At 70.4% G+C, this 23287-nt stretch carries 24 protein-coding genes; 17 read left to right on the top strand and 7 right to left on the bottom strand.

The window, feature by feature from the left end; translation table 11 throughout:
• Positions 1–48: 48 nt before the first annotated feature.
• The 13 genes from ACFWP3_RS14670 to ACFWP3_RS14610 all read left to right on the top strand — a co-directional run bounded on the left by ACFWP3_RS14670 (position 49) and on the right by ACFWP3_RS14610 (position 11900).
• Entirely contained in the window at positions 49–981 is a 933-nt protein-coding gene (locus tag ACFWP3_RS14670; protein WP_384220378.1) for an ABC transporter ATP-binding protein, read from the top strand.
• Positions 978–1820 (top strand): ABC transporter permease, encoded by an 843-nt coding sequence (locus ACFWP3_RS14665; protein WP_384220376.1) that lies wholly within the window; start codon positions 978–980, stop codon positions 1818–1820. The genes ACFWP3_RS14670 and ACFWP3_RS14665 overlap by 4 nt, the downstream gene beginning before the upstream one ends.
• Before the next feature lie 53 nt (positions 1821–1873).
• On the top strand, positions 1874–2713 hold the full coding sequence (locus tag ACFWP3_RS14660) for a histidine kinase (protein WP_384220373.1): 840 nt from the start codon (positions 1874–1876) through the stop codon (positions 2711–2713).
• Positions 2710–3318 carry a sensor histidine kinase gene (locus ACFWP3_RS14655; protein WP_384220371.1) on the top strand — a complete coding sequence of 203 codons (609 nt, stop codon included), beginning with the start codon at positions 2710–2712 and terminating at the stop codon, positions 3316–3318. Before ACFWP3_RS14660 ends, ACFWP3_RS14655 begins: the two co-directional genes overlap by 4 nt.
• The gene (locus ACFWP3_RS14650; RefSeq protein ID WP_384220368.1) at positions 3315–3983 is read left to right on the top strand and encodes a response regulator; all 669 of its coding nucleotides are present in this window, start codon (positions 3315–3317) and stop codon (positions 3981–3983) included. The genes ACFWP3_RS14655 and ACFWP3_RS14650 overlap by 4 nt, the downstream gene beginning before the upstream one ends.
• Before the next feature lie 289 nt (positions 3984–4272).
• A complete protein-coding gene (locus tag ACFWP3_RS14645; RefSeq protein WP_384220365.1) occupies positions 4273–5055 on the top strand; it encodes a serine hydrolase in 783 nt (260 codons plus the stop codon).
• A gap of 125 nt (positions 5056–5180) precedes the next feature.
• The gene (locus tag ACFWP3_RS14640) at positions 5181–5909 is read left to right on the top strand and encodes a response regulator transcription factor (RefSeq protein WP_384220363.1); all 729 of its coding nucleotides are present in this window, start codon (positions 5181–5183) and stop codon (positions 5907–5909) included.
• Positions 5909–7420, top strand: coding sequence for a sensor histidine kinase (locus tag ACFWP3_RS14635; RefSeq protein ID WP_384220362.1), 1512 nt, complete (start codon positions 5909–5911; stop codon positions 7418–7420). The genes ACFWP3_RS14640 and ACFWP3_RS14635 overlap by 1 nt, the downstream gene beginning before the upstream one ends.
• A 135-nt stretch (positions 7421–7555) precedes the next feature.
• A complete protein-coding gene (locus ACFWP3_RS14630; RefSeq protein WP_384220360.1) occupies positions 7556–8107 on the top strand; it encodes a hypothetical protein in 552 nt (183 codons plus the stop codon).
• Positions 8104–9360: a peptidoglycan-binding protein gene (locus ACFWP3_RS14625; protein WP_384220357.1), complete on the top strand. Its 1257-nt coding sequence runs from the start codon at positions 8104–8106 to the stop codon at positions 9358–9360. The genes ACFWP3_RS14630 and ACFWP3_RS14625 overlap by 4 nt, the downstream gene beginning before the upstream one ends.
• A 5-nt stretch (positions 9361–9365) precedes the next feature.
• A complete protein-coding gene (locus ACFWP3_RS14620; RefSeq protein ID WP_384220398.1) occupies positions 9366–10070 on the top strand; it encodes an ABC transporter ATP-binding protein in 705 nt (234 codons plus the stop codon).
• Complete coding sequence (locus ACFWP3_RS14615; protein ID WP_384220355.1) at positions 10067–11284, top strand: ABC transporter permease; 1218 nt, start codon at positions 10067–10069, stop codon at positions 11282–11284. The genes ACFWP3_RS14620 and ACFWP3_RS14615 overlap by 4 nt, the downstream gene beginning before the upstream one ends.
• Before the next feature lie 142 nt (positions 11285–11426).
• Complete coding sequence (locus ACFWP3_RS14610) at positions 11427–11900, top strand: Wadjet anti-phage system protein JetD domain-containing protein (RefSeq protein WP_384220353.1); 474 nt, start codon at positions 11427–11429, stop codon at positions 11898–11900.
• Here ACFWP3_RS14610 and ACFWP3_RS14605 read toward each other — a convergent pair.
• Entirely contained in the window at positions 11858–13231 is a 1374-nt protein-coding gene (locus tag ACFWP3_RS14605; RefSeq protein ID WP_384220351.1) for a tyrosine-type recombinase/integrase, read from the bottom strand. The genes ACFWP3_RS14610 and ACFWP3_RS14605 overlap by 43 nt on opposite strands.
• Positions 13232–13491: 260 nt before the next feature.
• Between ACFWP3_RS14605 and ACFWP3_RS14600 the strand changes: the two genes are divergently transcribed.
• Positions 13492–14892 (top strand): hypothetical protein, encoded by a 1401-nt coding sequence (locus ACFWP3_RS14600; protein WP_384220349.1) that lies wholly within the window; start codon positions 13492–13494, stop codon positions 14890–14892.
• 1003 nt (positions 14893–15895) lie between these two features.
• Complete coding sequence (locus tag ACFWP3_RS14595; RefSeq protein WP_384220347.1) at positions 15896–16228, top strand: HNH endonuclease; 333 nt, start codon at positions 15896–15898, stop codon at positions 16226–16228.
• A 234-nt stretch (positions 16229–16462) separates the two neighbouring features.
• Here the strand turns inward: ACFWP3_RS14595 and ACFWP3_RS14590 are convergent, their stop codons facing one another.
• From ACFWP3_RS14590 to ACFWP3_RS14575, 4 genes are all read right to left on the bottom strand, one after another.
• The gene (locus ACFWP3_RS14590) at positions 16463–17029 is read right to left on the bottom strand and encodes a hypothetical protein (protein WP_384220345.1); all 567 of its coding nucleotides are present in this window, start codon (positions 17027–17029) and stop codon (positions 16463–16465) included.
• Positions 17022–18251 (bottom strand): hypothetical protein, encoded by a 1230-nt coding sequence (locus ACFWP3_RS14585; RefSeq protein WP_384220343.1) that lies wholly within the window; start codon positions 18249–18251, stop codon positions 17022–17024. The genes ACFWP3_RS14590 and ACFWP3_RS14585 overlap by 8 nt, the downstream gene beginning before the upstream one ends.
• A gap of 157 nt (positions 18252–18408) precedes the next feature.
• Positions 18409–19428, bottom strand: a complete 1020-nt coding sequence (locus ACFWP3_RS14580) for an ABC transporter ATP-binding protein (protein ID WP_384220341.1) — start codon at positions 19426–19428, stop codon at positions 18409–18411.
• Between the two features lie 18 nt (positions 19429–19446).
• Positions 19447–19698, bottom strand: coding sequence for a hypothetical protein (locus ACFWP3_RS14575; protein ID WP_384220339.1), 252 nt, complete (start codon positions 19696–19698; stop codon positions 19447–19449).
• Between the two features lie 501 nt (positions 19699–20199).
• Here ACFWP3_RS14575 and ACFWP3_RS14570 point away from each other — a divergent pair.
• Positions 20200–21186: an XdhC family protein gene (locus tag ACFWP3_RS14570; protein ID WP_384220337.1), complete on the top strand. Its 987-nt coding sequence runs from the start codon at positions 20200–20202 to the stop codon at positions 21184–21186.
• Between the two features lie 170 nt (positions 21187–21356).
• Here the strand turns inward: ACFWP3_RS14570 and ACFWP3_RS14565 are convergent, their stop codons facing one another.
• A complete protein-coding gene (locus tag ACFWP3_RS14565) occupies positions 21357–21683 on the bottom strand; it encodes a plasmid stabilization protein (RefSeq protein ID WP_384220335.1) in 327 nt (108 codons plus the stop codon).
• A gap of 137 nt (positions 21684–21820) precedes the next feature.
• On the opposite strand from ACFWP3_RS14565, the gene ACFWP3_RS14560 reads away from it, so the two are divergent.
• On the top strand, positions 21821–22216 hold the full coding sequence (locus ACFWP3_RS14560) for a DUF6479 family protein (RefSeq protein ID WP_384220332.1): 396 nt from the start codon (positions 21821–21823) through the stop codon (positions 22214–22216).
• Between the two features lie 146 nt (positions 22217–22362).
• Here ACFWP3_RS14560 and ACFWP3_RS14555 read toward each other — a convergent pair whose 3' ends face one another.
• Positions 22363–23235 (bottom strand): ATP-dependent DNA ligase, encoded by an 873-nt coding sequence (locus tag ACFWP3_RS14555; protein WP_384220330.1) that lies wholly within the window; start codon positions 23233–23235, stop codon positions 22363–22365.
• Positions 23236–23287 lie beyond the last annotated feature (52 nt).

Here is a 23287-nt window from a genome sequence, read left to right as displayed (position 1 = left end):
GAGGGGACGCGTTCGGGGATGGCCCGGCCGTGAAGGAACGGAGCACAGGTGATCGAGATATGCGAGCTGACGAAACGCTACGGGGTCAAGACCGCCGTCGACCGTCTGGAATTCACTGTCAAGCCAGGAGCTGTCACCGGGTTCCTCGGCCCGAACGGCGCCGGCAAGTCCACCACGATGCGGATGATCGTCGGCTTGGACGCACCCACCGCGGGCACGGCCACGGTCAACGGGAAACGCTACGCGGAGCATGCCGCACCGCTGCAGGAGATCGGCTCGCTCCTGGAGGCGAAGTCGATCCACCCGGGGCGCACGGCCGAGGCCCATCTGAAGGCGCTGGCCTACACCCATGGAATCCCGCGGCGTCGGGTGGATGAGGTCATCGAACTGGTCGGTCTGACGAGCGTGGCCCGCAAGCGCGCCGGGGCCTTCTCCCTGGGCATGGGCCAGCGGCTTGGTATCGCCGCCGCGCTGCTGGGTGATCCTTCCGTCGTGATGCTGGACGAGCCGGTCAACGGTCTCGACCCCGAGGGTGTCCTGTGGGTGCGCAACCTCCTGACCGGCCTGGCGGCCGAGGGCCGCACCGTCCTTGTCTCCTCCCATCTGATGAGCGAGATGGCCCTCACCGCGGAGCACTTGGTGATCATCGGGCGGGGGCGGCTGCTGGCCGACACCACGGTGGCGGACTTCATCCGTGAGGCCGACGGCAGCGGAGTCAAGGTGGTCACAGCCGAACCGGCCCGGCTGCGGGAGCTGCTGGCCGGGCCGGGAGTGGAGATCACCGGTTCGCCAGGGACCGGGGAACTGCAGGTGAGTGGGCTGGAGGCCCGCCAGATCGGACTGGTCGCCGCCGAGTACGGGGTACCACTGTTCGAACTCACACCGCGCGCCGTCTCCCTGGAGGAGGCGTTCATGGATCTCACCCGGGACACAGTCGAGTACACCAGCGTCACCCACGACCATTCCCAGAAGGCGGCATGAGCACCAGCATCTCCACCAAGACCCGGGAAGTCCCCGTCACCACCCGGCCCGTATACCGGGTGACCACCGGCCGGGTGCTCCGCTCGGAGTGGGCGAAATTCTGGTCGCTGCGCTCCAGCTGGATCACCCTGTGCGTGGCCGCGTTCGTTCTCGTGGCCCTCGGCTTCATCGCCTCGGCCTCGTTCGACCCCTCGGGCGCCACCGCGGGTCGGCCTGTCGGCCGCCCCGCCGCTTCCGATGCCGTCGGCCTGGCCCTGACCGGTACCTCGCTCGCCCAGCTGGCCATCGGTGTCCTCGGGGTCCTGGTCGCAGCGGGCGAGTACAGCACCGGAATGATCCGGTCCACGCTGGCTGCCGTACCGCGGCGCCTGCCGGTCCTCTGGTCGAAGGCCCTCATCTTCGCGGGTGTCGCCCTGGCCGCCTGCACTGTCGGAGTACTGGCCGCCTTCCTCATGGGCAGCACTCAGATGAGTGGAACATCCGCGGCACTGTCTCTGTCCGACAGCGGTGTACTGCGCAGCCTGGCGGGCGCGGCCGGATATCTCGCGCTGGTGGGCGTCCTCGGCATCGCCCTGGGCGCATTGCTGCGCTCGGTGGCCGGAGGTATCGCCGTACTCGTGGCGACATTGATGGTCATCCCCGGCCTGACGTCACTGCTGCCCGACTCCTGGGCCAACACCCTGGGCCCCTACCTGCCGAGCAACGCCGGAGGCGCGATGATGAGCCTCCACCAGGCATCGGACGCCCTCAGCCCGGAGGCGGGCCTGGCAGTCCTGGCCGGCTGGGCCGCCCTGGGACTGGGAGCGGCTGCCCTGCGCCTGGTACGAACGGACGTCTGAGCATCCGCGTCCGTTCCAGGCGCCCGCCCTTCGAAGAGACTCGGGTCCCCGCAATGGAAGATGAGACCAGGTATCCGCCCCGGCCTGATATTGGTGCGGGCGCTGGTGCCCGCACCGGTTTCTCCGCGAAGCCGGACCGAACCGGCGGGCACCCCTTCCTGGACCGGCTGCTCGGATGGCAGCAGCGGCTCCAGGACATCGACCACCGCTCGCCGTGGATACTCGACACCGCCGTGGTGCTCTTCGTGGCCCTGCTGGGTCTGCCGGACCTACTGGGGGCACAGACCGGACGACCCCTCCCGGCAGTCCGGGAGGGTGAGCCATCGACCACCGTCCTCCTGCTGCTGCACGCCGGCCTGGTCCTGCCGCTGTGGTGGCGGCGCCGGGCGCCGGCCGTCGCGTTCGGTGTGATCGCCGCCGCCTGCCTGACACAGTGGATCATCGCGGTCTGGCTCAGAAGCGGCATCAGCCTGCTTCTGATCCTGTACAGCCTCGCCCTGTACGGGGCGCTGAAAGTGCTGCCCTGGGCGGCGGCCGTGACCGTCGCGGGACTGGGACTGGCCGCCTTCCGGTCCGGCACGGACCAGCCCTGGCTGACCGCCTTCTTCCTGATCGGGACGGCAACCGCCGCCTTGGCCCTGGGACTCGTCTTCCGCATCATACGGGCCTACCTCGCCGCGCTGGAGGATCGCGCCGCCCGCCTGCAGATCGAACAGGAGCAACGAGCACGGCTCACCGCTGCCTCCGAACGCGCGCGAGTGGCCCGGGAGATGCACGACATCGTCGGCCACAATCTCGCGGTCATCGTCGGCCTCGCCGACGGCGCGGCGTCCCTCGCCGTCAGCCGTCCTGAGCGCGGTGTCAACGGCCTCGTAGTGCTCCCCGCGGTGTGAAGCGCGGCGCCGAGGCCCTGACCATCATCGCCGGCACCGCACGCCAGGCACTCAACGAGCTGCGCCGCGTCCTGGGCGTCCTCAGGGACGACTCACAGGAAGCACAGCTCACCCCTCAACCGGGCCTCGCCGACCTGGAGTCCCTGATCGAGCGCGTCCGGGCAGCGGGCACACACATCACCTACCGGACCAGCGGCAATCTCACCCAGCTCACCAGCGGAGTTCAGCTGACCGTCTACCGCATCGTCCAGGAAGCCCTGACGAACACGCTCAGACACGCCGGATACCGCTCGACGGTACGCATCACCGCCCGGTTCCAGGACGGACGAGTCCAGGTGACCGTCACCGACACCGGCCCGCCACCCGAGGCAGCTCCACCGCCTCCGAGCGCCGCCTTGGACCACCGGCAGGCAGGCCATGGGATCATCGGCATGCGAGAGCGGGCCGCGATGTACGGCGGTACCCTCACCGCCGACCCCCGGCCAGGAGACGGCTGGACGGTGCAGGCCGCCTTCGACACAGAACCCGATGGCACGCACCTGCCTGAAGAGCACGCACCGCGCCCCGGACCGGGTACCGGGCCTATCGGCGGGAGAACACCTTGACCACCGTGTTGATCGCGGACGATCAGCCGCTACAGCGGCTGGGTTTCAAGATGCTCATGGAATCCACAGCCGACATCGAGGTCGTCGGCGAGGCCACACACGGCGCCGAAGCTGTCCGTCTCACCGCCTCCCTCCACCCCGACGTGGTCCTCATGGACGTGCGGATGCCCGGAATGGACGGCATCGAGGCCACCCGGCGCATCGTCGCGGCCGGCGGCCGATCCAGCGTACTCATCCTCACCACGTTTGACCTCGACGAGTACGCCTACGCCGCCCTGCGGGCCGGCGCCAGCGGCTTCCTCCTCAAGGACGCCATGCCCGACGAGCTCCTCGCCGCCATCCGATCGGTCTCGGTCGGGGACGCCGTTGTGTCCCCCAAACTGACCCGCCGCCTCCTCGACGCCCACGCTGCTCAGCTGCGTCCGCCCGGGCCGGGTCCCCGAGGGACCGATCCCCGGCTGGATCTACTCAGCGACCGCGAACGGGAAGTCCTTGTCGCGATCGGCAAGGGGTGGACCAACACGGAAATCGCCGAACGTCTGACCCTCTCCGAATCGACGGTGAAAAAACACGTGGGCCGTGTTCTTGCGAAACTGGAGGCCCGAGACCGGGTGCATGCGGTGATCATCGCGTATGAAACGGGCCTGGCACGCGCTACGTCATAACCGGCCCGGGCATCGCTGCCCCCCGGTACGCGGGTTTCGGTGGCTGTGTGCCGAGTCCCGTGGACGCTGTTCGCAGGGGATTCCCAGATAGCCTTGAACTTGATCCCAGGGTGCGCACAGATCCGGTTCGTAGCGTCGCGCCATGGTTGGATCAGGACGCCGTCGCCGTCACCGCCCGTTGCGCCGTCTCCTCGTCACGGTGGGGGGTGCTGTTGCCCTGCTCGGCGGGATCGTGGCAGGTGCCGCGAGCCTGCAGCGTCAGCCCGTGGGGACAGCTGCCATCACGTCCGTGTCTTCCGCGACACCCAGCCAGCAGGCTGAAACGCAGGCACCCGCTGAACCTGAGGTCGATCTGAACGATCTGCTCGCTACCGAGCTCGCCCAGATAGCACCTACCGGTGATCGACAGCTGTCTGTGGCGGTGATGGACCTGGAGTCGGGGGAACGCGCCGCGTCCGGGAGCGGGCAGTTCGATACCGCGAGCGTGGTGAAGGTCGACATCCTGGCCGCGCTGCTGATGCAGGCGCGAGACGAGGGGCGGGCGCTGACCAGGGGTGAGCGGACTCAGGCAGCGAGCATGATCCAGAACAGTGACAACACGGCGACCACCGCCTTGTGGACCACCATCGGCGGCGCGGCGGGGCTGGACGCCGCCAACCAGCGCCTCGGACTGACCGACACTACCGCCGGCCGCAACGGAAATTGGGGCCTCACCCAGACGACGGCTGAAGACCAGCTGATTCTCCTGGATGCGATATTCGGCACCGAGTCCATCCTCGCCCCAGCCGACAGGGACTTCATCGAGAGTCTGATGGAGAGCGTCGCGCCTGGTCAGGGCTGGGGAGTGTCCGCCGCTGATCCCGGCGCTGCGCTCAAGAACGGCTGGCTGCCCCGCACCGCGACCGGCCTCTGGGACATCAACAGCATCGGGCGGGTGCACGTAGACGGCCGGGATTGCGTCATCGCGGTCCTGTCCGACGGCAACCTCACCCAAGCCGACGGCATAGCACTCGTCGAGGCCGCCACCCGGGCCGTCGCCTCGGCTATCAAGACAACCGGAAGGGCATCCTGAGCCGCATCACCTTGGTCAGCCGGTGCGTGCTGATCGGTAGATCATCGCCATCCCGGGGGCACTTATGGCGCGACATGGAGGCGGCTCTCAGCTTCCTTTGAGGTTGGTGCGATACGGATGAAACCATGACTGACATCGCACCGTCTCCGACCAGAGTTCTCGTCGTCGACGACGAGCCGAACATCCGTGATCTTCTCTCCCAGACCTTGCGCCTGGTGGGCTTCGATGTCGTCACGGCCGCGACTGGTTTCGCTGCGTTGACGGTGGCGGAGGCCGCCCGGCCAGCCCTCGTCGTGCTGGATGTGATGCTTCCCGATCTCGACGGTTTCGAGGTCGCCACCCGGCTGCGTGCTACCGGGCAGGACGTGCCGGTGCTGTTCCTCACGGCCCGCGATTCGCAGGATGACCGGATCCGAGGGCTGACCGCGGGCGGCGACGACTATGTGACGAAGCCGTTCAGCCTGGAGGAGGTGGTGCTGCGGATCCGTGCCATTCTCCGCCGGACCCGGACCGTCACTGGGGCCCCCATAGAGGAAGTGCCGGATCCGGTGCTGCGCTACGCCGACCTCGAACTTGACGAAGACCGGCACGAGGTACGCCGCGCCGGCACGCGCATCGACCTCTCACCGACCGAGTTCAACCTGCTGCGCTTCCTGCTCGAACATCCGGGCCGGGTGATCGGCAAGGCGCAGATCCTGGACCGGGTGTGGTCCTACGACTTCGGCGGCGACAGCCGGATCGTGGAATCGTACGTCTACTACCTGCGCAAGAAGCTCGACTCCAGCGGCCCACGGCTCATCCACACCGTCCGCGGTGTGGGGTACACGCTGCGGCTGCCGCACGGAGAAGGGTGATGCCCCACCTTCGGCGGTGGCGGCAGTGGACGCTGCGGTCCCGGCTCGTCGTAGTGAGCGCGGCCCTGACCGCTCTCGCCCTCCTCGGTGCCAACACGGCAGGGGTGATCCTGCTGCGCTCCTATCTCGTCGACCGAGTCGACCGGCAGCTGGCCGTCCCGGGTCTGGGAGGCCAGCAGCAGCGGCTGGTGCGCAGCCTCGCCGACCCGGCGCCGGACGGGGCGCGCACCCCGGCGTCCGGCGACCAGTTCCTGTCCGGGGTGTTCGGTTCTGACGCCCGGATCTACCTGTTCGAGCAGAGCGGCAAGCGTGCCGTGTATCCGCAGGATGATCCTGAGCCCGGCCCCGCTCTGCCGGCGGTGGCGGAACTGGCCGGGCGCACGGGCGTCCCGTTCACCGTTCCAGGCCAGGAGGGCGGCGCCGACTGGCGGGCTGTTGTCAAAGTGGTGGAGCCGACGACCGGTCTGGAGCAGGGCGGGTTCATCGTCACCGCCATCTCCCTGGCGCAGGTGGAGGAGACCACGGATCGTCTGATCCTGATCGACGCGGCCGTCGTGGCCGGCGCGCTCGCCCTGCTGGGAGTGGGGGCGGCGTTCCTGGTACGTGTCGGGCTGCGGCCCCTGACCCGTATGGAGGCCACCGCCGGGCTCATCGCGGCGGGTGACCTCTCGCAGCGTGTCCCGGATACGGATCCCCATACGGAGCCGGGCCGTCTGGGCGGGGCGATGAACGCGATGCTCGGCCGCGTGGAGTACGAGATCGGGGCCCGCACGGCTACCGAGCTCAAACTGCGGCGCTTCCTGGCCGATGCCTCGCACGAGCTGCGCACCCCGCTGACCTCCATCCGGGGCTTCGCCGAGCTCTACCGGCGCGGCGGTGACCCTGTGGACGCGATGCGGCGCATCGAGGCGGAGGCCGCGCGGATGGGGGTTCTCGTGGAGGATCTTCTGATGCTGGCCCGGCTGGACGAGCAGCGGGAGCCGCAGCAACTGCCCGTCGATGTTCTGGAACTCGCGCTGGACGTGGCGCGGGCTCTGCACGCCCGCTCCGCGAGCCGTGTCGTGCGGATCCTGGACCTCGACGAGTCGGGCGCTCTGATCGAACCCATGACCGTGATCGGTGATCCGCTGCAGTTGCGGCAGGTGCTCGGCAATCTGCTGGCCAACGCCGACCGGCACACACCGCTCAGCGCGCACATCACGCTACGACTCGGCTCCAGACGGCCCGACACGCTCGGCCCGGCCCTCGCCGCCACGGGCACCGCGGGGCCCGGCGACCGTCCGGCCGCGGTCATCGAGGTGGCCGACACGGGTCCAGGTGTTCCGCCCGGGCATGCTCCGTACGTGTTCGAGCGGCTCTACCGCGCCGACCCCGCGCGCACCGGCGGCGGCGCGGGCCTGGGGTTGTCGATCGCCGCGGCGATCGTGGAGGCGCACGGCGGCCGGCTGGATCTGGCCGCGCAGCCCCCCGGCACGGGGGCGACGTTCCGCGTCATCCTGCCTCTGTCGTGACTCGCTGCGGATTCCCAGGTGGCTTTGAGGTTGGGCCCAGGGTCCGCTGAACCTGGGCTGCCAGCATCACCACTCGTACGGACACGCCGGCCGCGTCAGCCGCCGGCGGTAGTCGGATTCAAGGGAGTGGTGAGGATGCGAACAGCGCTCAAGGCGCGTGCGCTGACGCTGCCGGCCGCCGCGATCGTGGCGATGGGCCTGCTGACGGGCTGCGGCGGATCGGACAGCGGCACCTCGAAGGTGGCCTCGGTCAGCGGTGAGGGCGGCAGCTCGGGCGGTGCCGGCCCGGCCAAGAGCGATGCCGAGCAGTCGCAGGAGTTCGTTTCCTGCATGCGGGACAACGGCGTCGACATGGAGGACCCGGACCCGGAGACGGGGAAGCTGAACCTCCAGTCCGTCATGGGAGGCGGCGCCGACTCCGGCGCACTGCGCAAGGCGATGGAGGCATGCCGTGACAAGGCTCCGCAGGCCATGAAGGACCGCGGTGGCCAGGGCAACCCGGACGCGGCGCAGCTGGAGAACATGAAGAAGTTCGCCGCGTGCATGCGCGAGAACGGTGTCGATATGGACGACCCCGGGCCCGAGGGCTTCGACCGGGAGTCGATGAACATGAGCGACCCCAAGTTCCAGGACGCCATGGGTGAATGCCGCGAGTTCCTCGGCGGCATGATGGGAGGCCAGAAGTGACCCTCCACAACACCACTGAGAACCTCCTGGCCGACAACAGCACCGGCAGTGGCGACGGATCCGGCGGTCAGGCGCCGGCGGCGACCCGCCGCAGGAAGCGCCCCTTGCGCACCTCGCTGATCTCCATCGCGGTGCTGGTCATCGCTGGCGCAGGCGTCGCCGCCGCGACCGGAGCCCTGGGCGGTGACAGCGATACGGCCGCCTCCGCCTCCCCGGCGGGCCCGCCCAAGACCGCCAAGGTCGAGAGCGCCTCGCTGACGCGTACCGAGACCGTCAGCGGAAACCTCGGCTACGGCGACGCCACCGCGGTCCAGGCCGCGCCTGCGGGCGGTTCCTCGTCCACAGGCACCACCGCCGACAAGGGCGCCGCGCAGGGTACGCAGAGCAGCGGATCGGGCGTGATCACCTGGCTGCCGGGCGAAGGCGAGACCATCAAGCGCGGCGGGACCGTGTACAGCCTCGACGAGCTCAAGGTGCCGCTCCTGTACGGGTCCACCCCCCTGTACCGGACGATCCAGTCGGGCAGTGAGGGCAAGGACGTCAAGCTGCTGGAGGAGAACCTCTCCGCCCTGGGATACACCGGATTCACGGTGGACGACGAGTACACCGACGCTACCGCCACCGCGGTGAAGGCGTGGCAGGAAGACCTCGGCCGCGAAGAGACCGGCACCGTCGCGCCGGGCGACGCGGTCGTGGCCGCCGGCGAGCGCCGGGTAGCCGACGTCAAGGCCGCCGCCGGCGGCTCGCCCACCGGCGACATCCTGACCTGGACCGGCACGGAGCGCATCGTGACCGTCGACCTCGAAGTGAAGTTCGAGGACCTCGTCGACGACGGGACGAAGGCCACCCTCAAGCTCCCCGACGGCACCAAGGTCGACGCCACGGTCAAGGACATCGGCACCGCGGCCACCGCCGCCCCTGCCACCGGAAGCACAGCCGGCTCCGCAGGGTCCGCCGCCAGTTCCGCCGACGCCACACTCCCGATCAAGCTGGAGGTCAAGGACCAGACCAAGCTGGGCCGCTACCAGGCCGCTCCGCTGGACGTCACCTTCGAGGCGGAGACCCGCAAGGACGTCCTGGCCGTTCCGATCAACGCCCTGGTGGCGCTCCGCGAGGGCGGCTACGCCCTGGAGACCGTCGGCGCCAAGGGCATCGAGTACCTGCCGGTGGAGCTCGGCATGTTCGCCGGCGGACTGGTCGAGGTCTCCGGCCAGGGCATCACGGCCGGCCTGGTCGTAGGGGTTCCCAAGTGACCCCGATCACCCCGCCGGTCATCGAGCTGAACGGGGTGACCAAGTCCTACGGCGATGTGGCCGCCCTCGCCGGAGCCGACCTGCTCGTACGGCGCGGTGAACTCCTCGCCGTCGTCGGTCCCTCCGGCTCGGGCAAGTCCACCATGCTCAACATCATCGGTACCCTCAGCCGGCCGACCACCGGAACCGTGGCCATCGACGGCCACGACATCTCGCAGCTCAGCGACCGTGAACTGTCCGCGCTGCGCGCCGGCACGATCGGCTTCGTCTTCCAGCAGTTCCACCTCGCCCCCGGCGTCCCCGCCCTGGACAGCGTCGCCGACGGACTGCTCTACAGCGGCAAGCCACGGAGTGAACGACGCGAGCTCGCCGAACAGACCCTGCGCCGGGTGGGCCTGGGCCACCGGCTGTACAACGAGCCGCACCAGCTGTCGGGCGGTGAGAAGCAGCGCGTCGCCATCGCCCGCGCCGTCCTCGGCGACCCGCCCCTGCTGCTCGCCGACGAGCCGACCGGTGCACTCGACTCCCGCTCCGGGGCGGTGGTCATGGAGCTGCTGCACGAACTGCACGACGCCGGAACCACCGTCGTGATCATCACCCACGACCGCGACATCGCCGCATCCCTGCCCCGAGAGGTACGCATCAAGGACGGCCGCATCGAACACGACTCCGCCCTACCGGGCCACGCCTACGAGAGGGCCGGGGCATGACCACCACAGCACCACCCCGTCCCCGCCCGAAAGCCGCTCGCCTGAGCCCCTCCGACGTCCTGCGTGTCGGCGGCTCGGGCCTGCGTTCTCGCCCCATGCGGGTGTTCCTCTCCGCACTCGGCATCGCGATCGGCATCGCGGCGATGATCGGTGTCGTAGGGATCTCCACCTCCTCCAGCGAAGAACTCAACCGCAAACTGGACGCCCTGGGCACCAACCTGCTCACGGTCTCCCCGGGCCAGTCATTCGGCGGCGGCGACGCGCATCTGCCCGACGAAGCCGTCGATATGGTCGCCAGGATCGGTTCCGTCGAGTCTGTGTCGGCCATCGGCAAGACGGAAGCCAAGGTCTACCGCAACGACCGCATCCCCAAGCAGGAGACCGGCGGCATCGGCGTCTACGCGGCCCGTACCGACCTCCCCGACACCGTCGGCGGCACGGTGGCCACCGGGCAGTGGCTCAACGACGCCAACGGCAAGTACCCGGCCGTCGTCCTCGGGCCCAAGGCCGCCGAACAACTGGCTGTCTCCAAGGCCGACCCGGATACCCAGGTATGGCTGGGCGGCCAGTGGTTCACGGTCGTCGGCATCCTCGAACCCAATGAACTGGCACCCGAGCTGGACGCCGGCGCGTTCGTCGGCTGGGAAGCCGCGACACGGAACCTGGACTTCGACGGATACCCCACCACCGTCTACACCCGCGCCGACGGCGCTGCCGTGACCGACGTGCAGGCCGTACTCGGCGCCACCGCCAACCCCGAAGACCCCAGCGCCGTCGAGGTCTCCCGACCCTCCGACGCCCTGGCAGCGAAGGAAGCCACCGACGACACCCTGAGCGGACTGCTCCTCGGCCTCGGCGCCGTCGCCCTCCTCGTCGGCGGTGTCGGCGTCGCCAACACCATGGTCATCTCCGTGCTGGAACGCCGCGCCGAAATCGGCCTCCGCAGGTCTCTGGGGGCAACCCGCGGCCAGATCCGCACCCAGTTCCTCTGCGAATCCCTGCTGCTGTCCGCCCTCGGCGGAGCCGGCGGCGTACTCCTGGGCATCGCCGTCACCGGCGGCTACGCCACCTACCAGGGCTGGCCCACCGTCGTACCCGCCTGGGCCATGGCCGGCGGAGTCGGCGCCACCCTCATCATCGGCGGCCTCGCCGGCTTCTACCCCGCCGTCCGAGCAGCCCGCCTGCCCCCCACAGAGGCCCTCGCCGCCTCCTGAAAACCGGTGCCCCCTGCCACATCCCCCGAGCAGGGGGCACCGCCCCAAGCCAGTCCGGTTCGATTGCCGAAGTTACGGCTCGGCGACCCGCGCGGGGCCCGAGTACAGCCATGTGCGGTTCTCGCCGCCAGGCATCACGACCGTGTACGTCGTCGAGAACGAGACGACGTACCTCGCCGTCCCCGACCGGCCCCACAGCATCGTGGTCCATGGGTGTGGCTACGCGGTCACCCAGCTATCCGCCCTCGCATGGCTCCACGATGTACGCCTGGTCTACTGGGACGACCTGGACACACACGGCTTCGCCATCCTCGACCGACTGCGCCGCGAATTCCCGCACACGCAGTCGATGCTCGTGATCAGGAACGTACTGTCGTCCTGCCGGGACCAGTGGGTGAAGGAAGCCTCACCCACCCACGAGCGCCTCGACACGCTCACGCCCGAGGAAGCCGATCTCCACGAGAGCCTCATGGAAGGCGAATTCGGCCACAACATCCGACTCGAACAGGAACGCGTGCGTTTCCACCTCGTCGAAGAGGTCCTGGAGCACGCGCTCGCCAACGGGCAAGGCTTTCAGCCCCGCAGCTCCTCGTCCAGATCGCGCGGCTGGTCGTAGGCGCTCAGGAGTCCTTCGATGCGCTGGTTGTTGATGGACTGCCGGTCGTAAAGGCATTTCGCGTAGCGGGTGAGGAGGACCTCGACGCTGTTCCCGGCGCGCTGGGCGACCTCCGCCGGGTCGGCGCCCGCGCACAGCCAGGTGGACAGCGCCGAGTGCCGCAGATCGTAGGGCCGTTTAGCGAGCGGAGTGGCCGCAAGGGCGGGAGGCAGCGCCAGGGCGCGGGCCTCGCGCCAGACATGGTGGAAGGCGGTGTAGCTGAGGATGCCGCCACGTTCACTGAAGAACAGCCGGCCGTCTTCGGCCGTGCCGAAGGTGGCCACGCTCTCGCGCCACAGCGTCACGAGATGCGGCGGGAGCGGCACCACCCGTGTTTCCCCGGGCGGGCGGTTCTTCAGCCCGCGTTCGTCGTGGTAGTGGCCGGTGTCGGTCCACCGCTTGCCCGCCTGCGGCAGGGTCCGGTGCACGATCAGCCGCCCCCACCCGGTCCTCGGCAGTCGGCAGTCGGGAAGCGCCACCGCGATCGCCTCCTCCGGGCGCAGGCCCGCGTAGTACATGCCCGCGAACAGCCCGACCAGCCGCCGGCCACGGGCACGCCGGTATCCACCGACGTAGGAGACGGCGGACAGCAGATCCCGGGCCTGGTGCGGGTTGGCGACCACGCGGGGGTCCACCGAGACGGCCGGCTTGGGCAGCCGCCAGCGGACCTTCTCCAGCGGGTTGCTGCCCAGCTCGCCCCGTTCCATGGCGTAGTGCACAGCGTGCACGAGCACTTTGCGCTTGCGGCGCATCGTCTCCACGGCCGCCTCACCGCCGTCGAGTTTGCGGCGCAGGGACTCCAGTACGTCGCGTGCCAGGATCGGGTCGTGCAGGTCGACCAGTGGGCGGGAGGCCTTCGCCACCCATTGCAAGACCAGCCGGTCCTCCGCCGGCATCTCCCGCTGTACCTGCCCGGGTAGGACGAAGGCCCAGTGCCGCAGGGCCCGGCGCAGCAGCCGCTCGTTCGGCCGGCCGGGAAGGTCCCAGCACATCGCCAGAGTGATGGCTGTCAGCGCGTCGCTGACCTCGTCCCGCGTCTTCGCCGCTCTGCCGGGCCAGTGTGCCCGGGCGTACTCGGTCGCGAAGCCGTACCAGCTCAGCCGGGACGGCCCCCGGGGCCCGTAGGTAGCGGTGCTCCCCTGGGCCAGGCCCACCCGAAGGGCCCGCACCAGCTCCGCGCCGAACTCACCCGCCAGATCCGCGACAGCGCTGCCACGGCTCTGCCATACATCACCCCGCGGCTGCGCTGCGAAGTCCCATAGGGCCCCGCCAAGCTGCTCGTTCGAGTCCATGCCCGCCTCCCTCTACCGGCAGGTGCATGGCTGCCCGTCACATCCACTCGAACATCCCCCGGCAAGAGGGCACTCGTGTATCGCCTGGTTGACGCGTGCGGATTGTCGGACGTTCGACAGGCTTCCGCAGGCCGCTGCTTGTAGTCGACTCAGGTGTGGCTGGTTCCGCACTGTGATGGACCGTGCGCACTTGTGTGCGCCCCGGCGCCCCGGCCTACCGTTCTCGGCCGGCCAGGGCACGCGGACAATGTGGGGGACGCATGGCAAGAACCGCGCGACAGATCCTGAACGCACTCAGCCGCGACCAGAGCGTCCGCATCCGGTCGACAGCCGAGCTCGTCGCTCATGTCGACTCCGCGGCGGCGGCCATCGACAAGCAGCGCCGGGAAAGCGGCGAGGAGGCGGCACGCAGGAAACCCGTACTGCTTCCCGTCGCCCAGGCCGAGTGCGGCCGGTCCATCGAACTGACACCGTGGCAGGTGCTGCACGCCGTGGCCCGCGGCTACGTGCTGGCCGGCCAGGGAATGGGCCGGGGGCTCGCGGAACATTGGTTGGGCCTGAAGTACTGCGAGGCGCTGTACGGCAATCGCGCCGGAGCGATGGATCTCACCGACAAGGGCCGCACCGCCGAGCGCTGGTACAAGGCCATGCAGGCCCGGGAGCTGGCCGTCGGCTTCGGCCTCGCCGCAGCAGAGCACATCGTGCGACAGCACTACCCGCACCACATCGTCTCGGTCGTGGACACGAGCACAGTTCTGCGAGCCGGCTGGGCCCTGGGCGGCTCGCGGCGGGACAAGGGGTCGCGGCCCCGCCCGGACTACCTCATCGAGGCATGGAAGCCCGGCGAGCCGTCGAAAGTCGTCTTCGTGGCATGCCGGGGAAACCACCAGAAGGCGAGCAAGCGGACCGCGCGGACCCGGAGCACCACCCTGCGGCAGCTGGTCAAGGGAGCCGAACTGGCCGAGGGCATGCAGATCGGCCCGTGGAACACGGCACCGTGCCTGATCATGTCCACCGAGCTCATGGGCCAGGGCGGGGTCGTGGTCAACGCCCTGCAATCCCCCGGCGAAGCGCTGCTCCCTCTCCGCATACCCGGTGCCCCCGGAAACGCCGACGAGGAGATCAAGGACAAGGCCGGCATCCCCTACCCCAACGCCATCCCCATACCCGCCCGCGACGGGCAGCGGGCGCAGAACGTCGACGGCTTCCAGGTGGGCGAGAACAACCTCGACTGGTTCGGCCGGCTCCTAGCCCGCACCGGTACCGCCGGCCTGACCGCATTCGCCGGCGGAGGACAGAAAACAGCCCAATACCTGACCACACGCCAAGGCCGCGAGCACTACAACGCCCCCACCTTCGCCGCCACATCCAGCTACCACGACGCGGAGATCACCATCGGCGGCACGAAATTCGTCGGCACCGACCACGTCTTCCGCATGGAGACCGTACGCATCGAGGCATTCTCCGGCATGGACTCGCGGCTGTACGAGCTGATCAAGGACGGCCGCGTGGAGGATTACCGGAAAGCGGCCTACGAACTCCGCTCCACACGGCACGACCCCAACGAAGCCGAGAAATGGAACGGCCCGATCTCGTTCCACGACGACGGCACCGTCATGGCCCTGAGCATCCTGCCCGTCCGCAGAAGGCACCCGCTCTGATCCGAACCTCAGAACCACCCCATATAGCGCGTGATCCCCGGTTAGCCTAACCGGGAATCACGCGCATCATGGAAGATCCACCGCCACTCCCTGACCACCGCATCGAAAGGCCGCACCCAACCGAACCCGCGATTACATACGACAGCCGCTCGTATTCACGGCGCGGGCGCGGACCCCGTCACTCAGGCCCGATGACGGGCCTCGTACCCTCGGCCACAAGCCAGGGACCTCCGCACCGGCACTCGGGCGCCTCTCCGGCTATCCATGGGAGGTCATGACGCACGCCCTCCACCGGCCGCGTCCCCCCGGGGCATTGCGGGAGAGTCCCCCGGGACCCAGGCGCACGCCCGGCGCACTCGGCTGCCCGCGCGCTTCCGGCCGCCCGCTCGTTCGATTGAAGCCGGGGATGCACACCCCCTACCCTGACAACAGCGTCGTGATCTCCGTCATATCGCGTGAGCCGATCGACCCAGCACGACAATCACAACAACACGACTAAATCGGGCATTTCCTTCTCGTGGGACATGTGCGGGACCGCACAGGTAACATAGCGTCAGATAGCCTTCTGACCTGCGGAAACGTCCGGGACTCCGACGGCCTCCGGAGCCGTGTGCGCAGGTTCGAATCCTGCCGGGGGCACTTCGCAGGAAGTGCCCAAAGACCCCGCCATCAGCCCCAACGCTGAGAACGGGGTCTTCGCGTATACGCAGCCAACTGCCGCCGTACGCAGCCTTATGTCAGGGCCTGTGGACTATTCGTCGACGGAATCTTGACCCATCGGTGCAGGTCAGCCCTCGAAGTGCCGAAGGCCCCCGGACAGGTCCAGGGGCCCCGCAACGTATCGCCAGGCACTCGCGATCACTCGTACTAGCGCGGCAGATCTTCGATCCGACGGTTGGCCACCTCCTGACGGCCGTCGAGGTACAGAGGCTCGTGGTGCAAGCGGACATCCGTCGGACGGCGGGGTGTGTGGTTCCGGGAGTCCAGTCATCGGCTGCGTTGATTGGCAGGGGGCTGTCAGCGGTTGGCCGTACCCTGCCGCCATGCGCAGAGGAGCGATCACACAGGGGTCCGTGTTCAAGGCCATCGCGGAGCACGACGAGTTGGGACGCGATGCGTTCCGTTGCACGAAGCAGGCGAGGGGCGGACCAAGCTCAGCGATCTCGCCCTCATATGTGCCAATTGCCACCGCATGATCCACCGGCGTGCGCCCTGGCCTACTCCTCGGGAGCTGCGGGCCTTCATTGAGCTAAAGCATGTAGCTGATGAGCGTGCCGCGGAAATCATTGGACGGCCACGCAGGGCGGCTGATGAGCAGGCCGAACCCCTGGCCTGACGTCGACGTGAGTGCACAGCGGCGACCCCGGAGGGCTCGGGATGGCACTGCATCCGGGCCCGTCCTGGTGCTCAGTCGCCTCCCGACGAGCCTGCAAAGCAGCTGCAGCAGCACAGTCCCCGCCGGAGCCGCGCAGGGGGTGCTCGTCCGGGCCCGTGGTGGGGTGGGGTGGCTGAGAGCAGCCTTCGGGGTGGTGGGGAGGTGGCTGGAGTGGGCGGTTGCTGGGGGCTGTGGTCAGGGGTGGGGGCCTCGGAGGATGTAGGTCGTGAGGGCCGTGGTCGTGATCAGGGCTGTGATGGTCCAGGTGTACGGGAGCGTGCCCGGGAGTAGGAGGAGGGACCAGGGTTCCACCTGGGCCTGGGGTTTGGTGCCGATCAGCCACATGACCATCGGGGTGGCCACCGGGGGTGTCCAGGCTGCCGCCGGCGGGAGGAGGCAGGAGCCGGTGAAGGCCAGGGCCGTGAGGAGGAAGGTGTTGCGGAAGGCCACGGCCGGGTCGTTGGTGGCGCCCGTGAGGGCGAGGGCGGCCGCGAGGGCGACGACCACCGCTGTGGTCGTCGCGCGGATGCGGGTGGCCTTCGGGGTGATGCGTTCCTGTGCTTCGGCCGCCGTGGCGAGGACGGACGGCAGGAAGGCCGCGTAGAGGGCGGGGATCATCGGCCAGAGGGCGCCTTGTACGCCGTCCCGGGCCGGTACGTCGTACAGGCGCAGCGGCGTCGCGACCCAGAGCAGTGCGCAGAGCAGGGCCGCCAGCGCCTGGCGGCCCAGGTGCCAGCGTCGGATGTACAGGCGGCTAGCCATCGCAGGTGGCCAGGCCCTGGAACGCGGCGCGGGCCGCGGAGATGCGCTCGGGGGTGGTGCCACTGGTGAGCCGGGGGTCCAGGGCCGGGTCCTCGTACGGGGCGACGTTCAGCGCTTCGGCCAGCCAGTAGCGGGCGTTGACGTGGTTGCGTTCCATGGTGCTGCCCGGCTCGATGGCGCAGTCGGATCCGTAGTAGGTGCCCAGGAACATGTCGAGGAGCAGTTCGCGGTCGCCCGTTACGGTGTCCGGGGAGAGCTGACCGGTGTCCGTGGTGCTGCGCAAGGCGTCCTGCCGGAAGGAGGCGGGAGCGGGGAGGTCCAGTCGGGTCATGGCCCGCACCAGCGGGGTGAGGTTGGCGCGGAGGTGGGGCTCGTACGAGGTGTAGCCGCGGCCGAGACAGATCTCGGGGCGGGTTCCGTGGCAGCGGACGTCGCCGGGGCGCGCCTCCAGGTACAGGGGGTGCGCCGCGGCGAGGTGGCCGGCCGAGAGGGCGCACAGTACGGCGGTGGCGACGGCGGCGAGGAGGTGCCGGGGGCGCAGGCGGTGGAGTGCGGCGCTCCAGGCTCCGGCGAGCAGCGCCAGGAGGGTCGCGGCCAGGTAGAACGCGACCTGGGACGTCTGGGTGCCGGCCTTGGGGCGCAGCCCGACGAGCGAGCTGGTGGCGCCGCCGACCATCACGAACTCGGAGAGGTCGCCCGCGTAGAGGAGGAGGAAGGCGAGGAACACGGCGATCGCGACCATCGGAGCCGCGAGCTTTCCGCCGTCGCCGCCGAGCCAGCCCGCCGTGAGGCCCACGGCGCACGCGAGGCCGAGGAGGGTGAGCGCGGGCAGCGGGGTGAGGAGTTCGGGGAGGCCGAGGACGGGTGGGGTGCCGGACCAGGCGACCAGGCCGAGGACCAGTGCCAGCCCGAGCAGGAAGGCCGCGGCGGACCAGGCGGTGAGTGCGGCCCAGGCCGCCGCCAGCATCGCAAGGGGGCGGTGGTGGGCGTACAGGAAGGCATCGGCGCGGGAGAGGCGGTGGCCTTCCCAGGCGGCCACGCCGGCCAGCAGCGGGCCGAGCAGCATCACGGTGAAGTTGTACTGGTAGACCGCCCACATGGGCTCGTGCTGCCAGGCCATGGGGCGCAGCAGGGTGTTGAGGACCACGAGGAGGAGGAAGAAGGGGAACGCGGTACGGCCGAGGGACCGGCGCAGGTGGAGGAGGAGGGCGCTGGTGGTCATCGGGCACCGCCGTCGGTGTGGTCGGGCACGGGAACGGGCATCGGCATCGGCACGAGTACGGGAACGGGAACGGGCAAGGGCACAGGCACAGGCACGGGCACGGGCTTGTCCGTGGGGTGGCTGCCCGCGGCCGGCCGCTTGCCCGGTGCGTGGCTGTTCAAGAGCCACCGCCCGTGCCGCCCTGGGCGGGGCCGCCGCCCGCAACGCCCTGGGTGCAGCCGGCGCCCGCAGCGCCCTGGGCGGGGCCGCCGCCCGCAGCGCCCCGGGTGGAGCCGGCGCCGCCGACGCCCCGGGTGGAGCCGGTATCGCCGACGCCCCGGGCAGGGCCGTCGCCGCCGCTCAGGTCGTGGAGGGCCTGTTCCACCGAGCGGGCCGTGGTGGTGTCGACGCCGGCTCCGGCCCGGGCCATGAGTTCCGCGGGCGTGCCGTCGAAGACGACGCGGCCTTCGCGCAGCGAGACGACCCGGTCGGCCAGCAGCTCGATGTCCTCGGTGTGGTGGGTGCTCAGTACGACGCAGCGGGTGCGGCCCATGCGGGCCAGGTACGTGCGCAGTTGGATGCGGTGTTCCACGTCGATGCCGGTCGTCGGCTCGTCCAGGAGGAGGACGGCGGGCTGGTGGACGACGGCCTGGGCGATGTGTGCGCGCTGGCGGTTGCCTCCGGAGAGGTTGCGCAGGCGGGCGTCGGCGACATCGGTGAGGTTCAGGTCCTCGACCACGCGCCCGATGGCCTCGGCGCGCCGGCCGCGGGGCACACCGCGCAGCCACGCCGCGTACGTCACGGCTTCGCGGACGGTGAAGTGGCCTGGGAACTCGGGCGCTTGGGGCAGGTAGCCGATGCCCTCGCGGTAGCGGCGGAGGTCTGTGCGGCGGTCCGGGCGCGGGTAGGGGCGGGGGTCCGGGCGCTGGTCGCCGAGTGAGACCGAGCCGGCCGCGGGCCGGAGGAGGTGCGCGCAGGCCCTGAGCAGCGTCGTCTTGCCGGATCCGTTGGATCCGGTGAGTGCGGTGACACCCGGGTGGAAGGAGAGGGCCGGGATGTCGAGGGCGGTCTTGGCCCGGTAGCGGACCAGGAGGTCGCGGACGTCGAGGCGGAGGGCGCCGTCTCCGGACCCGCCGGGATCCGACACGGGATGCGCCTCGTCCTGTGCCCCGTCCCCACGCCGAGGGGGGTTGATCATCGCGATGTCCTCGGTGTCTCAGTAGTTGAAGGAGGGAAGGGCCTGGGCCGAGCAGGTGTCGGGCACCGGCCAGCCGAGCTGCACGCAGGCCCGGGTGCCTCCGCGGACGGACTTCGCCGTGGCCTCGAGTGGGTGCTTCAGGTAGTGGGTGACGTAGTACGTGTGGTTGTGCTCGGGTGTGTTCAGCGGGAAGACCTCGGCACCGTTCTCGAAGTACCAGTGCCCCTCCGTGTAGACCGTGTTGCTGTCCGCGGCGAGGTCCTTCGACATGACCTTGTTCTTCGCGCTGATGTCGCGCTCGTTGCGGAAGTCGCCGTACGCCGTCGCGCGCGCCTTTCCGTCGTAGGACGCGGTGACGCTCCCCAGCCCACGGCTGACGCGGAACCCGCCACGGCCGTGACGAGGAGGACCCCTCCGGTGGCCAGGACGACCGTTCGAGGGGTGGTGCGGAGCATGAACACACCTTTCGGCGCAGGGGTTTCGGGAGAGCAGAGCATGCCACGCGGTATGTGGCCGTTTAGCCCGGATGGGGGGCCGAAGCCCCTATCGGCCCCGAACGGGCGACACGGTCGTCAACGCGTCAGCGGCGCGTGGCACGGGGAGGGCGTGGGGGTGGGGCCGTGGGTCTGTACGAGGGGGGTGGGGGTGGGTCTGTGGGTTTGGGGGGTGGGTGGGGGTGGGGAGCGTGCGTAGGGTGGGGTGTGAGGCCGCATAGTGCCGTTGACCTGGCGCTTTGCGGGAAGTGGCGCATACAGGAATGGGGCGGCACCGATGCGTGAGTTGGTGGAGACGGCGCGGCAGTGGGTGGCCGAGGGGCGGGCCGGGTATCTGGCGCGGCCCGTCACCGAGCAGGGGTTCGGGCCCCGGGATCCGGCCGGTGCCGTGCTCGTGGACGCGGCGCGCGGGGAGTGCTTCGGGGCGCTGTACCGAGGGGTCTTCGATGCCGAGCTCGTCGCCGAGGCCGCCGCGATGGGGGCCGGGGACACCGCTCGGGTGTGCGAGGTGTCCGTGCGCGGGGCCGAGGCCGTGGAGGCGAAGCTGACCTGTGGCGGGCAGGCCGAGGTGCTGCTCCAGCCGCTCGCGGCGATCCCGGCCGAGTGGTGGGAGCTGCTCGGGGAAGGGGTAGGGGTGGCGTTGGTGACCCGGCTGAACGAGGGCGCCGACCGGGCGGTCAGTGAGGTCGTACGGGCCACCGACGCCGCGTTCGACGATGCCGGGCGGCGCGCCGGGGAGCTGCTCGCGACGCGGCGGGCCGGGCGGGACGCCCTGTACGGGGAGACCGGGCTGGCGCTGGTGGAGGCGTACCCGTCGGCTCCGTACGTGGTGATCGGCGGGGGCGGTGAGCTGGCCGGGATCATCGAGCGGCAGGCGCTGCTGCTGGGCTGGGAGGCCGTACTGGTCGAGGGTGCGGAGGAGGCCGCGAAGGTGGTCCGGGCCCGGCGGGACGCCGCGTGCCTGGTCATGCTGAGCCACGACGAGGCGTTCGACGTGCCGACGCTGCGCCTGGCGCTGGCCCTGGGGGTTCCGTACGTCGGTGCGCTGGGCTCGCGGCGGACGACCGCGCGGCGGCGCGAGGGGCTGATCGCCGCCGGGGTGGGCGAGGCCCAACTGGCCCGGGTGCACGGGCCGATCGGCCTGGATCTCGGCGCCCGCACCCCGGCGGAGACGGCGCTGGCGATCTGCGCCGAGATCCTGGGGGTGCTGGGCGGGCGCGAGCTCGACACCCTGCGGGACACGGACGGGCCGATCAACTCCTGAGGGTCCGTTGGTGTGTTGATGCGTTGATGCCGGGGAGCTGGGGCGGGTGGCGGGCTCGGGGGTATGGCGTTCGTCGGTGCGGAGGCGGCGGGCGCTGCCGGGCGCCTGTGCACGGGCGGGTACGTGGGTACGCGTACCCGTAACGGTTCGTCTGCGGTCGGCGGGCCGGGTCAGCTCTCACCCAGGGCGCGCTTGAGCTGCGCCTTGTTCATGTCCGAGCGGCCGTGGACATTGCGGCGCCGGGCCTCCGCGTAGAGCTGGTCGTACGTGGGGCCCTGCGGGCCGGAGTGGGAGTGCAGGCCTCCGCGGCGGGACGAGGACATGTCCTGGAGGGATTCCTTGCTGGCGGTCTTGGATTCGCCGGCCCGGGCGCGTTCCTTGTTGACCGTCCGGGCGGCGATCTCCTTGGCCTTCTCCTCGGGCTCGCCGCGCTGCTCCAGGCCCTCCTTGATGTGCTCGTACTGCCGTTCGCGCTTGGGGGAAGATCCGCGGGGCATGACCGGCCTCCTTCTCGGCTGGGTGGCTGGGGTCGCTTCGGGCCCGCTTCGGCTGTCCCCGGCGCGTACCCCGGATGGCGCAAGGTATCCCGGCCAGAACAGCGCATATCACTGCGAAGTGCGGGAAACTGGGTCGCATGGACACGATCCTGAGCGTGGACTCCACCCTGACCGACATCGCCTGGTTCCTGGTGGTCGGGATTATCGTCGCGGGCTTCCTGCTCGCCGGCTTCAGGCTGGGGCAGCGGGTCCGGGCGAAGGAGCCACCGCCGCCCACCCCCGAGAGCCAGCCCCACCTGCCGAACGGCGGAGCCGTCTACGAGGTCCGCGAGGAACGGGAGCACGTGGAGATTCCCGAGGGCGGTCTGCGGCCGCACGAGATGCAGGGCTACGGGAACTTCGGCTCCACCACCTCCAGCCACCCGGACGAGGTCCGCAAGGCGCGCGAGGCCGCCCACCGGCCCGTGGAGGGGCCTGGTCCGCATCCGCAGCCGGGGGCGCCCCCGGACTCGGGGCGCGGCGCGCACAGCTAGTCGGGGCCGCTCGTGGTTCGTGGCTCGTGGTTCGGGGCTCGTAGCCCGTAGCCGGGGCCGCTCGCGCGGCATCCCGCCCGCTCGCTTCCCCGTATCCCGCCTGTTCCCCAGTACCCCTCACCCCTGGCCCGCGCCTCCCGCGCGGGTCAGAGGTCCGTCCGCAGCCGCAGCACCTCCGGCGGCGGGTGCCGGGCCGAGGTGTGCCGGACCTCCGCCGTCAGGGGCGGGTCGAGCGGCCGGAACGGCACCTCGCCGAGCCCGATCGCGGTGACCGTCGCCGACGCCCCGGCCGCCCCCGTACCCCGCGCCGCCCCCGAAGTCCCCGACGCCACCGCCACCGCCTCCGCCACCTCCGCGCGCAGCGCCGCCGTCAGCGGGCTCGACACCAGCGGGGTCTCGTCCCCGACGGGCAGGACGAGGACCAGGGCCAGCGGGCGGCGCGGGGTTCCCGTGTAGCCGACCACCGCCGCGTCCCGTACGTCCGTGTGCCGCAGCTTCTGCCAGCCGCGCCGGCCGGCCGGGTAGGTCTGGTCCAGCCGTTTGACGACCAGGCCCTCGATGCCGCTGGCGGGCAGGGTCTCGTACCAGGTGGCCGCGAGCTCCGGGTCCGTGGTCATCGGCACCGGTTGCAGCGGCGGGCCGAGCGGCAGCAGCAGGTCCACGAGCAGGGCCCGGCGGCGCTCGTACGCCCGCCCGCGCAGGTCCAGCCCGGCCAGTTCCAGCACGTCGAAGGCGGCGTACGAGGCCGGCAGCGTCTGCGCCAGTACGGCGGCCCGCGCGGCCGTGGCCGCCGCCCGGCGCTGCACCAGCGCGAAATCGGTGCGGCCCGCGTGCCAGACCACCACCTCGCCGTCGAGGACCGTACCGGCGGGCAACTGCCGTGCGGCCGCCTCCAGATCGGGGAAGGCGCTGGTCACGATCCGGCCGGAGCGCGCCTGGAGCAGGACGCCGGTCTCCGAGCGCACGATGACCAGGCGGTGGCCGTCGTTCTCCAGACTTCGGTGTGTCTCATGAGACACACCGAAGTCTGGACGTTGCCCGCCGACCGGCCTCCGGCAGACCTTGTTGGGC

Source organism: Streptomyces sp. NPDC058525 (genome assembly GCF_042719495.1).
Lineage (GTDB): Bacteria > Actinomycetota > Actinomycetes > Streptomycetales > Streptomycetaceae > Streptomyces.
Note: the sequence above shows the minus strand (reverse complement) of the source record. Positions and strands in the feature narration are given on the sequence as shown.

Excerpts from the sequence above, each read along its gene's own strand:
- ACFWP3_RS14665 (WP_384220376.1), top strand. The coding sequence starts at position 978 with ATGAGCACCAGCATCTCCACCAAGACCCGGGAAGTCCCCGTCACCACC.
- ACFWP3_RS14660 (WP_384220373.1), top strand. The coding sequence starts at position 1,874 with ATGGAAGATGAGACCAGGTATCCGCCCCGGCCTGATATTGGTGCGGGC.
- ACFWP3_RS14640 (WP_384220363.1), top strand. The coding sequence starts at position 5,181 with ATGACTGACATCGCACCGTCTCCGACCAGAGTTCTCGTCGTCGACGAC.
- ACFWP3_RS14635 (WP_384220362.1), top strand. The coding sequence starts at position 5,909 with ATGCCCCACCTTCGGCGGTGGCGGCAGTGGACGCTGCGGTCCCGGCTC.
- ACFWP3_RS14630 (WP_384220360.1), top strand. The coding sequence starts at position 7,556 with ATGCGAACAGCGCTCAAGGCGCGTGCGCTGACGCTGCCGGCCGCCGCG.
- ACFWP3_RS14615 (WP_384220355.1), top strand. The coding sequence starts at position 10,067 with ATGACCACCACAGCACCACCCCGTCCCCGCCCGAAAGCCGCTCGCCTG.
- ACFWP3_RS14605 (WP_384220351.1), bottom strand. The coding sequence starts at position 13,231 with ATGGACTCGAACGAGCAGCTTGGCGGGGCCCTATGGGACTTCGCAGCG.
- ACFWP3_RS14600 (WP_384220349.1), top strand. The coding sequence starts at position 13,492 with ATGGCAAGAACCGCGCGACAGATCCTGAACGCACTCAGCCGCGACCAG.
- ACFWP3_RS14590 (WP_384220345.1), bottom strand. The coding sequence starts at position 17,029 with ATGGCTAGCCGCCTGTACATCCGACGCTGGCACCTGGGCCGCCAGGCG.
- ACFWP3_RS14585 (WP_384220343.1), bottom strand. The coding sequence starts at position 18,251 with ATGACCACCAGCGCCCTCCTCCTCCACCTGCGCCGGTCCCTCGGCCGT.
- ACFWP3_RS14580 (WP_384220341.1), bottom strand. The coding sequence starts at position 19,428 with ATGATCAACCCCCCTCGGCGTGGGGACGGGGCACAGGACGAGGCGCAT.
- ACFWP3_RS14575 (WP_384220339.1), bottom strand. The coding sequence starts at position 19,698 with ATGTCGAAGGACCTCGCCGCGGACAGCAACACGGTCTACACGGAGGGG.
- ACFWP3_RS14570 (WP_384220337.1), top strand. The coding sequence starts at position 20,200 with ATGCGTGAGTTGGTGGAGACGGCGCGGCAGTGGGTGGCCGAGGGGCGG.
- ACFWP3_RS14565 (WP_384220335.1), bottom strand. The coding sequence starts at position 21,683 with ATGCCCCGCGGATCTTCCCCCAAGCGCGAACGGCAGTACGAGCACATC.
- ACFWP3_RS14560 (WP_384220332.1), top strand. The coding sequence starts at position 21,821 with ATGGACACGATCCTGAGCGTGGACTCCACCCTGACCGACATCGCCTGG.